At 61.9% G+C, this 12,209-nt stretch carries 12 protein-coding genes; 8 read left to right on the top strand and 4 right to left on the bottom strand.

Annotation, left to right across the window (positions count from 1 at the left end; all coding sequences use genetic code 11):
• Positions 1-24: 24 nt before the first annotated feature.
• Positions 25-1,428, top strand: a complete 1,404-nt coding sequence (locus EPO61_06380; GenBank protein TAJ09680.1) for a hypothetical protein — start codon at positions 25-27, stop codon at positions 1,426-1,428.
• Positions 1,429-1,490: 62 nt separating this feature from the next.
• Here the strand turns inward: EPO61_06380 and EPO61_06375 are convergent, their stop codons facing one another.
• A complete protein-coding gene (locus EPO61_06375; protein ID TAJ09679.1) occupies positions 1,491-2,027 on the bottom strand; it encodes a hypothetical protein in 537 nt (178 codons plus the stop codon).
• Positions 2,028-2,118: 91 nt separating this feature from the next.
• Here EPO61_06375 and EPO61_06370 point away from each other — a divergent pair, with 91 nt between their 5' ends.
• The 7 genes from EPO61_06370 (at position 2,119) to EPO61_06340 (ending at position 8,720) form a co-directional block, all read left to right on the top strand.
• A complete protein-coding gene (locus EPO61_06370; protein TAJ09678.1) occupies positions 2,119-2,763 on the top strand; it encodes a disulfide bond formation protein DsbA in 645 nt (214 codons plus the stop codon).
• Complete coding sequence (locus EPO61_06365) at positions 2,744-4,192, top strand: Do family serine endopeptidase (GenBank protein TAJ09677.1); 1,449 nt, start codon at positions 2,744-2,746, stop codon at positions 4,190-4,192. Before EPO61_06370 ends, EPO61_06365 begins: the two co-directional genes overlap by 20 nt.
• Positions 4,193-4,414: 222 nt before the next feature.
• Positions 4,415-4,660: a ribbon-helix-helix protein, CopG family gene (locus EPO61_06360; GenBank protein TAJ09676.1), complete on the top strand. Its 246-nt coding sequence runs from the start codon at positions 4,415-4,417 to the stop codon at positions 4,658-4,660.
• Entirely contained in the window at positions 4,657-5,070 is a 414-nt protein-coding gene (locus EPO61_06355; protein ID TAJ09675.1) for a putative toxin-antitoxin system toxin component, PIN family, read from the top strand. Before EPO61_06360 ends, EPO61_06355 begins: the two co-directional genes overlap by 4 nt.
• Positions 5,071-5,699: 629 nt before the next feature.
• Complete coding sequence (nikR, locus tag EPO61_06350; GenBank protein ID TAJ09674.1) at positions 5,700-6,116, top strand: nickel-responsive transcriptional regulator NikR; 417 nt, start codon at positions 5,700-5,702, stop codon at positions 6,114-6,116.
• 16 nt (positions 6,117-6,132) lie between these two features.
• The gene (locus tag EPO61_06345; protein ID TAJ09673.1) at positions 6,133-8,181 is read left to right on the top strand and encodes a TonB-dependent receptor; all 2,049 of its coding nucleotides are present in this window, start codon (positions 6,133-6,135) and stop codon (positions 8,179-8,181) included.
• The gene (locus tag EPO61_06340) at positions 8,181-8,720 is read left to right on the top strand and encodes a DNA-3-methyladenine glycosylase (protein TAJ09672.1); all 540 of its coding nucleotides are present in this window, start codon (positions 8,181-8,183) and stop codon (positions 8,718-8,720) included. Before EPO61_06345 ends, EPO61_06340 begins: the two co-directional genes overlap by 1 nt.
• Before the next feature lie 196 nt (positions 8,721-8,916).
• Here the strand turns inward: EPO61_06340 and EPO61_06335 are convergent, their stop codons facing one another.
• The 3 genes from EPO61_06335 to EPO61_06325 form a co-directional block, all read right to left on the bottom strand.
• Positions 8,917-9,279 carry a hypothetical protein gene (locus EPO61_06335; protein TAJ09671.1) on the bottom strand — a complete coding sequence of 121 codons (363 nt, stop codon included), beginning with the start codon at positions 9,277-9,279 and terminating at the stop codon, positions 8,917-8,919.
• 229 nt (positions 9,280-9,508) lie between these two features.
• Positions 9,509-11,338: a GAF domain-containing protein gene (locus EPO61_06330; protein ID TAJ09670.1), complete on the bottom strand. Its 1,830-nt coding sequence runs from the start codon at positions 11,336-11,338 to the stop codon at positions 9,509-9,511.
• 130 nt (positions 11,339-11,468) lie between these two features.
• Positions 11,469-12,185, bottom strand: coding sequence for a DUF3313 domain-containing protein (locus EPO61_06325; GenBank protein TAJ09669.1), 717 nt, complete (start codon positions 12,183-12,185; stop codon positions 11,469-11,471).
• Positions 12,186-12,209 lie beyond the last annotated feature (24 nt).

The following is a 12,209-nucleotide window of genomic DNA, read 5'->3' as shown; positions in this document are numbered from 1 at the left end:
ATCAACAACGACGTCTGGGCCAGGGTGCCCCTCCGATTGACGGTCGGACAGTTCCAGGCGAATTCCCGGCAGGCCGGCGGCGGCACGGCCATTTCGCCCCAGACGGCCAACTCGCTGGATCAGGGACGCCGGGATCGCCGGACGATCGTCGGCGGGATGTATGAGCGGCAGCTGGACGCGCACACGACGCTCCAGACGGAAGCCGACTTCGACCTCAAGGATATCAACCAGACCTTCGCGCAGATCAGCGACAATCTCAATCCCAACTTCAAGCACTATACCAACCTGATCCATGAATCGAGCTTGCTGGGCGGGCCCCTGCGCAGCACCGTCGGCTACTTCATCAACTACATGGAACAGGAGGCGAACACCTTCAACAACTTGAACAACTATATGGGCTCGCGCGGGACGTTGGCGCAAAATTCCAGGGGCTTGGTCCGCAACATGGGCGCCAGGATCGGCGAGGAGTGGACCTTTGCGCCCAAGTGGACGGCGGCGGCCCGGTTCAACTTCGAAAGCTCGACCGTCTACGTCAACGCGAACAACTATACCGGCGCGACGATCACGAGCACGCCCGGCCTCAACCGGCAGTTCAACAACTACGCGCCGGAGGCGTCGCTGACCTATCGGCCGAACGACCAGCAGCGGGTCTGGGCCCGGTACTCATCCGGCTATGGCATCCCGACCTTCTCCCAACTGTTGACCAACCCCACCACCGGCCTGGCCGGCACGAACTTCGACCTCAAGCCGCAGCGGAACCAGAATTTCGAGGTCGGCGGCGAAGGGAAGCTGCACGAAAAGTTCTCCATGCAATTGGTCGGGTTCTGGATCTTCTTCGAGAACGAAATCATCACCCAATCCGTGACGACTCCGGTGGGCGGGACCGGCAGCGTTTCGAAAAACGCGCCTGAGTCCCAGTATCGGGGCGTTGAGTTGAGCTGGACCTGGCTGCCGGTGGAGGGCTGGCGCGTCACCCAGGCCTATACGCACATGGACAGCAAGTATGTGAAGTTCCAGGACCGGCTCGTCGTGCCCGGCCAGGGACTCCAGTACCTGAACCAGGCCGGCCACTCGGTCCCGGGGGTGGAAAACAACGTGCTCAACACCAAGGTGGCCTACGAGCACCCCTCCGGCTTCGGCGGATGGGTCGAGGGGAGCTGGGTGGACAGCTTCTTCGTCAACAACAACAATACGCTGGCTACGCCGGCCTATTGGCTGTTCAACTTGAACGTGCACGACATGTACAAGTTTCAGAACAACAGCTACGTGCGGTTTGCAAAGCCCTACTTCGAACTCGACAACATCTTCAACAAGACCTATGTGGGTTCTGCGGTGCCGGTGGCGGACAGCATTGCCGACGCCAACAAGCAAACTTTCTTTGCCGGCTACGGCCGGGCCTTCTACGCCGGCCTGACGCTGGGCTTCTGACGTGCCGGTTGTGATGTATGCCGACGCCTCGTTCGCCGATCCGGCGGGCGAGGCGTTGTGGCTTATCGCCAGTAGGGGGAACGGTACCAGGGGCTATAGGCAGGGCGCCAATAAGGAGCCGAATAGTAGCCAGGCACGGAGGCCCGGCTGTCGGTCTGCGGCCAGACCTTGACGTGTTTGATGTCCAAGGTCGGGTAAGTATAGTCCGTTTCGTCGAGCGGCAGGGTGGCGGCGCCGGTGACTTCGCCGACGATCGTGACGCGTGTGCCGGGCGGGAGGGTAGCCGGGTCCAGGAACTCCTTCTGGATCGCCAGGAACCGGCCTTCGGAGATGGTGCGGTCTCTGCCGGGCGCTTGTGAATCTTCCAGCGGAATCTGCAAGACCTCGATGCGTGTGCCCTCCTTCAGCCGTTTGGCGGACAGGACTTCCCCGCCGACGAGGACCAGCCGGCCCCGGTAGGAGTCCGGCGATTCTTTCAATTGGGCAAAGGCAAGGGCCCGATCCACCTGCATTTGGAGTGAGGCCGGGACGACGGAGGCGGCGCACCCGGCGAGGAATCCCGAGAGAACAAGGAGCAGGAGGCGGAACGACACCCACATGCCGGATATTATAACAAAGCAGGTGAGAAAGCCGGTGATTGGATTATAATACGTCCCTCGTGCCGGCGTTTATCGGGAAAGGAGCGGAGGTATGCGGCGACATGTACTGAGACTGACGACACTGGTGGCGCTTCTTCTGGGAACCCTGCTGACCCTTGGGCCCCTGGCTCCCGCCCAGGCCGGCACCGCGGCGCTGAAGGGTAAATTCGAGGAGATCAAGGAACCGTCCACCCATCAACCGGGCAAGGTCAAGCTGACGGAGTTTGCGGACTTTTACTGTCCGCACTGCCACCGGTTCGAGCAGGAAGCCGTGCCGATCCTGGAAAAGGAATTCGGGAAAAGTCTCGAAGTGACGATGGTGGGCTTCCCGGTCATGCCGAACAAGCTGCCCATCCCCTTTGAAATGTATGAGCAAGCCAAAACAATGGGCAAGGGCAACGAGATGAAGCGGGTTCTGTTCCGCACGATCCACAAAGATAAAGTGGACCTGCTGTATGGGACGATCCGCGAGGCGGTGATCAAGGAAGTCGGGTTGGACGTCGCGGCGTTCGAAGCGGGATTGGCCAGCGGCAAGCCGTTCAAAACGCTGGAATTGGGCAAGGAATGGGGCAAGCGGGTGAACGTCCAGCAGACGCCCACCGTGTTGCTGGACGGCAACATCAAAGTCGAGGCGATCGATCCGGACAACCTGCGCACGATCATCCGCAGCATCCTGGATGCAGACAAGAAGAAATAACGATCGAGGCGCCATGACCGCTGTCCTGACACGTGTTCTGATGGCCTGCTTGTTGGCCGGGCCGATGCTGCTCAGTCCAGATTGGGCTGTCGCGGCCAAGCGGGATGTGCCGACTTCAGCTACATCATCCGATCTGCAAGCACAAATTCGCATCGCGGCCTCGAAGGTCAAGCCGGCCATCGTCAACATTGCGGCGACCGTGCTGGTCCGCGATCAGGCTCTCAGCGACGAAGGCCTGCCGTTCGGCCTGTTTCCGGAGGGGCCGCCCCACCGTCAGTATGGCCAAGGCTCCGGCGTGATCGTGTCCGAGGACGGGTACATCATCACGAACAACCATGTGGTGGCGGAAGCGACCGAGGTGGAGGTGTTGCTGGCGGACCGGCGTCAGTTCAAGGGGCGCGTGGTCGCCACCGATCCCAAGACCGACGTGGCCGTCGTCAAGATCGACGCCACCGCCCTGCCCGCCGTGGCCTGGGGCGACTCCAGCCAGTTGGTGGCGGGCGATTTCGTGCTGGCCATCGGCAATCCCATGGGGCTCAACCAGACCGTGACCTTCGGCATCGTGAGCGCGGTCGGGCGCGCGGACGTGGGCGTGGCCGACTATGAAGATTTCATCCAGGTGGATGCCCCGATCAATCCGGGCAATTCAGGCGGGGCCTTGATCAACGTCAAAGGCGAGCTGGTGGGGATCAACACGGCCATCGCCAGCGTCACGGGCGGCAGCGTCGGCGTCGGCTTCGCCATCCCCAGCAACATGGCGCGGGCGGCGATGCAGAGCCTGCTGAAGACTGGCCGGGTGGTGCGGGGGTTTCTGGGGGCGACCACGCAGGATGTCTTGCCTCAGCTGGGCAAGCTCTTCGGCCTGCCGGATGTGAAGGGCGCGATCGTGACGGATGTCTTCGCCCGTGGGTCCGCCGAGAAGGCCGGCCTGAAGCGGGGCGACGTGGTGGTGCGGTTCGACGGCAAGGAGGTGTTGGATTCGGGCCGTCTCCGCAATTGGGTCGCCGTGTCGGCGATCGGCAGCAAGCATAAGCTCGATCTCGTCCGGGAGGGGAAGCCCCTGCAAGTCGAGTTGGTGATTCAAGAAGCGCCCCGCGAACGGACGAAGCGCATCGCGCCGCAAGCCAAGTCGGACACGGACGGCCATCCGTTCGGCGGGCTGATGGTGGACGAGATCACCCCGGCCATCGGGCGTCAGCTAGGGTTCGGCTCGATCACCGGGGTCGTCGTGACCACGGTGGACGAGGGAAGTCTGGCCGAAGGGGCCGGCCTCATGTCGGGCGACCTGATCATGGAGGTCAACCACAAGCCCATCACGGACCTTGCCTCCTTCCAGAAGGCCGTCCAGCCGATCAAGCCCAAGGACCTGACCCTCCTCCTCATCAACCGCCAGAGCACCTATTTATATGTCCCGCTCGAAGGGGAATAGGGGGCGGCCATCCGACGGGTGGAAACAAGTGTGGAAGTACGGATGCGCGCAGTGGGTGCCCCCAGCCTTGAGGCAGAGGATCATGAAAACGTGGCTGCCTGCCAGGTCTTCGCCGCTCATCCCTTCCACCCGAGGCAGGCAAGATGAGAGCAGGGATGGGATGTCTTGCTGTGCTTTTGGAGTCATGCTAAAGTTAAACGCAGTTGAACCGGAGGGTGTGTTATGGGGCGCAATACGGCCGTGCTGGGGTTTTCAGTCAGTCCAGGTCTGGCGGAAGAGTATAAAAAGCTGGCGGATCGCGAAGGCACGACAAAGAGCGAATTGTTTCGCCGGATGGTCGAGTCTTATAAGGCGGAGCGCGAAGAGGAAGAGTTCTTCAAGCTGCAACGTAAAATGACCAAGCGTGCGCGCGCAGTCGGCGTGCTGACGGAAAAGGAGATTGAGCGGATCGTGTTCGAGGATCGATAGTGAAGGCGGTCTTCGATACGAATGTATATATCTCAGCCTTGCTCATTCCGGGCAGTAAAGGCGAGCAAGCCTTTCTGCTCGCTCGCCGGAGACACGTCACGTTGTACGGGTCAGTCCCCATCCTCACGGAAACGGCGCGCGTCCTCCGAGTCAAGTTCAACCAACCGGAGAAAGACATCAAAGCGGCCTTGAAAATCATCAGTCGAGCCGCGCAGATTCTTCGACCCTCGCAGCGGCTGTCTGTTCTTGATGATGCCCCCGACAATCGGATTCTCGAGTGCGCTGCGGCGGCTCAGGCGGACGTGGTGGTAACTGGCGATCATCATCTCCTCACTTTGAAGGCGTTCGAGGGCATTCCCATCGTGCGCCTCGCGGATTTCCTCAGGATGTTTCCCGTGGAGGAAGTATAGGGCGCCTCGGGTGACAAAGGGTAAGCGACTTGTCGCGGCACGATGCGACAACGCTAGGTTCCATATTCTTGCCGATGTGACGCACGCGTTGCCTCCAGCCGATCATCGGAACGGCGATACTCTTAATGGTTGGATTTCGAAAGGGACAAAATGAGCAAACTACCAACCGGAGAGGAACTTGAAAGGCGATGTCAAAAGCTGGGCATCGATATCACCGGTGAACCAAGAGCGCATAGTACCTCCGGTAGCCCGCCGAGGGCTTCGGACTTCGAGTTGCAGCGTCGTCTAATTGAGGCAGAGCGTTCTGCTAGAGATCACAAACTTTGGGTGGTAGCTCTAGTTTCTGCGGTTGCTTCGGTCATCAGCGCATTCGTTGCTTGGTTTGCTGTGCTGTTGTGAAGGTAACGAAATCGAGCTTTGCGCTGGAGGAGGCACCGTTCGTTGACTCACGCTGGTCGAAATTCGGTGATTTAGGCCGGCAAGGCGAGTAGGAACCGCGCTCTTCCGCTATCGCTGCAGTCTTTCTAATCCAGCCCCCTCACGTGTCTTTTTCGCCGTTGACGCCGCCGATCCGGTGGTGCTACTGTCGTGTCACGTTTTTATATTTCGTAGCACGAAAGAGGTCTGCCATGAAGAAGCTCGTGCGGTTCGGGGTGTCGCTGGACCATCATTTGCTGGACGACTTCGACCGATTGATCGCCGGCAAGAACTATGCGACCCGGTCGGAGGCGCTGCGGGACCTGATCCGCGACAACCTGGTCGGGCAGGAATGGGACGAAAACAAGGACACGGTCGGCACCATCACGCTCGTCTACGACCACCACGTCCGCGACCTGACCGAGAAACTCACCGACATTCAGCACGATTACCAGCGGTTGATCCTCTCCGCCATGCATGTGCACCTGGATCATGCCCACTGTCTGGAAGTGCTGGCGGTGCGGGGCAAGGGGCGCGAGATCAGAAAGATCGCGGACCGGTTGATTGCGACGAAAGGCGTCAAGCACGGCAAGCTCACCATGACGACCACGGGGAAGGGGCTCAGCTAGACGCTGGGCGACATCCGTGGGCTTCTTCTTTGGCTTCTCCCTCCAGGTCTGCGCGCTGCTGCTCGTCTGGTCCTTGGCGTGGGCCCACGAGCCGGCCGAGGAGGGCACGGTCGTCCTGCCGGATGTGCCGGTCCTGGCCGAGCGGCTGACCGCCGCGTCCTCCGAACATGTCATTCCGGACAAGGACATCCAGCTCCAGCCCCAGGGCCGGCCAGGCAATCTGCTGCGGCTCGCCCCCGGCATCCTGTCCGTCGAGCATTCCGGTGGGGCGGGGAAGGCCGACCAGTATTTCTTGCGGGGGTTCGACGCGGATCACGGGACCGATATCGCCGTGTTTCGGGACGGCATGCCGATCAACTTGCGCAGCAACGCCCACGGCCAGGGCTATACGGACCTCAACTTCATCATTCCGGAAACGATCAAAGAGGTGCAGGTCTACAAGGGGCCCTATCACGTCCAGTACGGGGATTTCGATACGGGGGCGGCGGTCGAGTTCGTCACCCGCGAGACGGTGGAGGAAGGCATCGTCCAGGCGGCCGGGGGGCAGTTCAATCAGCAGCGGTACATGACGATGTTTTCCCCGACGACCGGCAAGGTGCGGACGCTGATCGCCGCGGAGGGATATCATATGGACGGCCCCTTCCTGAATGCGAATCGCTATAACCGCTTCAACGGCTTGGCCAAGGCCACGATGAATCCGACGAGCCAGTCGGAGCTCAGCCTGACCGGCACCTACTACCAGGGCCGGTGGAATGCGTCCGGGCAGATCCCGCTGCAATCGGTCAACGATGGGCAGCTCGACCGGTTCGGCTCGCTGGACCCGACCGAAGGGGGGCGAACGGAGCGGGCGACGGCCGCTCTCCGCTACCATTACGATGCGCCCGGTGGGGGGCGCTTCTTCGCGGACCTCTACGGCCAGTATTACAAGCTGGACCTGTACAGCAATTTCACCTTCTTTCTGAACAATCCGGTGAACGGAGACGGGATCGAACAGAACGATCGGCGGGTTGTCTATGGCAGCGACGTGGGGTATCGCCAGGCCGGCGAGGTCGCGGGCGTTGCCGGCGCCGCGACAGTCGGCGTCCAAACCCGTGTGGACGATGCGAAAGTCCGCCTGGGGACGCAACAGCGGCGGATGCGTCTGGACACGACCTCCGACAGCGATGTGCTGGAAGCCTCCTATTCGCCCTACGTTAAACTGGAACTGCAACCGACGCCCTGGATGCGCATCAACGGCGGGGCGCGCGGCGACATCTTCACGTTCGACGTCCGCAACCGCTGCGCGACCTGCCTGCGGCAGCCCAACGGGCAGACGGATGCGGCCATTGCGAGCACGAAGGGCAATCTGGTGCTGGGGCCCTGGTTCGGAACCGAGTTCTTCCTGAACTTCGGCACCGGCTTTCACAGCAACGATGCCCGAGCCGTGGTAAGCAGTCCGTCGGTCCAGTCGTTGCCGCGTGCGACGGCTTACGAGGTTGGGGTGCGCACCAAACAATGGGATCGGGTCGAGTTGTTGGCCACCCTGTGGGCGCTGGACTTGTCCTCCGAGTTGGTATTTGCGGGAGACGCAGGCACGACGGAAATTCGGGGCGCCACGCGGCGCTATGGAACGGAGGTGGGGGCCAGGCTGCAATTGCTCGACTGGTTGAGCCTGCGCGGGGATCTGACCATGACTCATGCGGAGTTCCGTGGAACCGGCCAGGCCGTGCCTTTGGCCCCGGAGCTGACCGGCCAGGCCGGCCTGACCGCTACGCTTCCGAACGGCTTGACCTCCTCGCTGCAAATGGTCCATATGGGAAGACGTCCGGCGGCCGAGGACCGCTCGGTCTATCTCAACGGCTTTACGTTCTTCGATTGGGTCAACCGCTATCGCGTGCCGGTCAAGATGGAGCGCGGTCGGCTGGAGGCGTTTTTTACGATTCAGAACCTGTTCGACGCGCAATGGCGGCAGGCTCAGTTTTTCTATGAGTCGCGTGTCAATCCGACCGCGCAGGCCGTCTCCGATGTCCACTTCTCGCCCGGCACGCCACGAAACGTGATGGGTGGAATCGCCTGGATATTTTGATGAAACGCCAACCCCTCGCGCGATCGTTCTATGAGAAGCCGACGCTGACGGTGGCGAGAAGCCTCCTCGGCAAGTATCTGGTTCGGGAAACGGCCGGCGGCCGCCTCTCGGGCCGGATCGTCGAGGTGGAAGCCTACGTCGGGCCGGAGGATCGGGCGTCCCATGCCTCGCGCGGCAAGACCAAACGGACGGAGGTCATGTTCGGGAAAGCCGGGATCACTTACGTCTATCTGATCTATGGAATGTATCACTGCTTTAATATTGTGACGGAGCAGGAGGGCTACCCGGCGGCGATTCTGGTGCGGGCGGTCGAACTGGAGAGCGGTGAACTCATCGACGGCCCCGGGAGGCTCTGCCGGCAACTCGACATCAGCCGAACGCACAATTGGCATGACCTCACCAGCGGGGAACAGCTCTGGGTGGAAGATCGCGGCCAACGGATTGCGCCTCGGGCGATGTTGCGCGCGCCTCGCATCGGCGTGGATTATGCCGGCGAATGGGCGGCTAAGCCTTGGCGGTTTCGCCTGAAAGGCTTGTAAGGGATGTTGAAAATGGTTTCCGGATTCGTTCTCGCATCGCTCAAAGCTTCAACGTATGAGAAAAGTACGCCCCAGCTTCTCGCTTGCTGTGGCCTTGCGGGATAGCCATTCTGAACATCCTGAATTAGGAGAAGAGCAAACAAAAAGGGGAACGCCGTGAGGCGTTCCCCTTTTGCTGTGCTTTTGGTCGAACGGCTTAGTTGATCGTCCGCTCGCCCGTGATCTTCGTCGCGGATTCGACCGGCGGCTGGACCTTGATCTGCGGGCCCTGCACCCTCGGCAGCCGGTTGAACTTCCCGTCGGACCGATGGTCGGCATCCTTCTCGACGATCCGATCGTTGTTCGGGTCCATGAGGTGCTGTTCGGCGTGCTTGGGGGCCACGGCGGCGGCGGCGGAGAGGGCCTTTTCGCCGGTCGCATTGGTCTGGCCCTGGTCGTTGGCGTTGCCGGAGGCCGGGTAGCCGGGATGCTTCGGCAAGAGGGCCGGATTGGCCACCGCGAGAGACAGGGAGAGCGCCACGCCCAACACCGCCACAACAGTGCTGATGAGAGTCTTCATAGCAGTCACTCCTTTGAAGTAAGTGTGAAAGACGATCAATAATAAGCGAATCAGTTCAGGCTGTAAGTCGGGGCGTATCTTAGCCACCTCTGCGGACCCTGTCAATAGGGGAATCAGATGGGTGAAAGTCCGGGAAGTCTGAAAGTCTATAAAATTACAAAGTCAGGGCAAGGCGATGCATCAGATTGTAAATTTTAGAACTTTCAGACTTTTCAACTTTTAGGCCGAGTTAGCGCCCTCGCGGTGGCCGACGCCCGCGGCCCCCGCGGCGGCGATAGGCGGCCCCGCGATGGACCGGCGTGGGGAGCTGGATGATCACGGTCGTCCCCTGGCCCGGTCCGCTGGCGATCGAAATCTGCCCCTGGTGTTCCTCGACGATCTTCTTGACCGTGGCCAGCCCCAGGCCGGTTCCGGCCCGTTTTGTCGTGAAGAAGGGCTCGAATATCTTGCCCATATGTTCGGTGGGGATCGGGACCCCGTCGTTCTTGATCAGGATCTGTACGTCATGCGCGCGTCCGGCCTTCACCGGCGAGACCTGGATGTCGAGCTGGCCGCCGGGCGACATGGCCTCCAGCGAGTTTTTGAAGATACTGAGGAAGACCTGCTGGAACTTGCCGTCGTCACAGCGGACCTGACTCAGGTTGGCGGCATAGTCCTTGGTGACCCGGATCCGGTTCATGTCCAGCTCGGTGGCCACCACGGTCAGCGTATTCTCGATAATGTCCGGCACCCGGCAGAGCCGGCGATTCAGGTCCAGCGGCTTAGCAAAGTCGAGGATCTCGTTGAGAATCGCCTCGACTCGGATGAGGTCGCGCATGGCGTTCTCCACGCGGGTCTGCGGGTCGAAGTCCAGAATCCCTTCCCCCGTCACTTCTTCGAGCTGCGCCCGGATGGAGGCCAGCGGCTCCCGGATTTCCGTCGCCAGGAACGCGCTGAACTCGCCCAGGGCGGCCTGCCGCTCCTGTTTTCTGATCAAGGGCTCAGGCGCAGCCAAGGCCGTCGGCTCGGCCGCCGGTTCCATGATCTCGCCCGGCTCGACGGCGGTTGCTTGGGCGACCGGCGGCTCTTGGAGCAGCTCGACCAATTTGACGATCACCGGTTCCAGCACCCTGGCGTCCGGGAGCCCGTATTGCAATGGGGTCTTGGAGCCCAGGGTCAGCGTGCCTCCGACTTGGCCTCGCACGAAAAAGGGCACGACCAGAGCGGAGCGGAATCGTTCCTTGTAGAGGTGTTTGTGGTCCAGGAATCGTCCCTGCGTGGAGGCCAGGTCGTTGTCCAGGCGGGTCTTCCGGTGGCGGACCGCCCAGCCGGATGCCGACGTGTCCAGGCCCAGGCGATGGCCGGGCTTGAGATCCTTTTTCTGCTCCCCTCGGACGTCGCCCGCGAGGCCCAGCACTTCCAGAATGCCGGCGATCGGGTCGTAGTACGTGACCCAGGCCCGGTCGAACGGAGTGGTGGCGGCGGCCTCGTTCAGCAGGGAGGTAATCCGTTCTTGTATGGCCGGGGTGGCGTAGGATGATGGGGCCAGGACCTCGGCGGCCATGGGCACGGCCGCCTGCGCCGGAGCCGGTTCCTGGGCGACCATCGGAGGGCTGAGGAGCACCGTGCCGTCGAAGAGGCCGGCCCGCTCCAGCGACCCGGTAATGCTTTCGCCGGCGCCCTCGAGCAGGGTCCGTTCCTTCTTGGTGAAGGCGGCGCCTTCCTTCCTGCCGACCACGAGCACGCCGTACAGCTTCTGTCTGTGCCGGAGCGGCAGGGCCAGGAGGGCCTTGGCCGCCGGCGTGATCATGCGGAGACGGACCGCCCGCAGGGCCTCGCCTTCGCCCACCGGTGCCGGGGCGGTAAGCAAGCTCTGCTCCACGCCCGACAGGGTTCTGACGACGGACTGGACTTCGCGGGGCGCGAAGCCGCGCGATCCTTGGGCGACCAGCGGGCCGTTGGCCCGTTCGCAAATCGCGACCAGCGCCGCATCCATGCCGAGTTCGTTGAGCGCCTCGGTTAGGGTGCGTTGGAGAGTGGTCTGCTTGCTGGCGCGGGGGTGTTCGGCTGCCTGACCCATGGGTGCTCCTCTGTCTCTAACGGGCGCGAATCGTGAATCCTCAATGAAGGCGGCATTGTAGCATGCCGCCGGGCCAATTCAAGTTCAATCGACCAGGCGCGTGCTTCCCGAGCGCCGACATCTCCTCCTGTTATGCATTCGGCTTGACGCAATTGGCCTCGCGCCGGATGAGGCACAGGCGGTACACGGTGGCATCCGACCAGAATTCCAGACTGTTCCGCACGTCGCCCCAGGAGTTGAGCGCTTCCTTATCGAACAGGTTCCTCCCGCCCACGCGTCGGTCGGCCCCTGCTGTGAGCAGCTCCCCGGTCTGCGTGTCATGGGCCATGAACTCGACGGTCACATCTCCGACAAAAAGCGTGGACGGTTTGTCGGTGGCAAAGGCCCAGAGAGCGTTTGCAAGCTGGGCTGTCGGGGCCACCTTCGAGGCGAGCGCGAGTGCTGTGACGGATTCCTCGCCATGCGTGATCGCGACTTGCACGCGCACCGCGCCAGGAGTCGGCTTTTGAACCATCTCGTAATCCTTGGAGAGCTTCACGTAGAGCAGGTTGTAAAAGTAGTCGGCGAGTCGCTGCAGATCCTCCTTCTGTCCGGGGGAGAGGGTGGAGTTCGGTTGATTCCAGATCGTCACGGGCTCGAGCTGTATCTTCTTGATGGCGGCAAAGTCGGTCTTCGGGTTGCGGTACACGCGCAACGGATCCCACGTTCCCTCCTTGCCGGGTTGGAGCAAGGTCCGATATTCGGCGAGGAAGCCGGAGGGCTGGACCTCCGTGGCGTGCTTGGTCGTGTCACAGCCGTGCAGCAAGGCCAGCGTGAGTAGGAGGGCGACGGTCTGCCGGTGTGTCATGGGGGATTCCTTTTCCTTCTTCTG

Source organism: Nitrospirota bacterium (assembly GCA_004296885.1).
In the GTDB taxonomy this organism is placed as follows: Bacteria; Nitrospirota; Nitrospiria; order Nitrospirales; family Nitrospiraceae; genus SYGV01.
The sequence above is the reverse complement of the archived record's forward strand: the minus strand, read 5'-3'. Positions and strand labels throughout refer to the sequence as shown.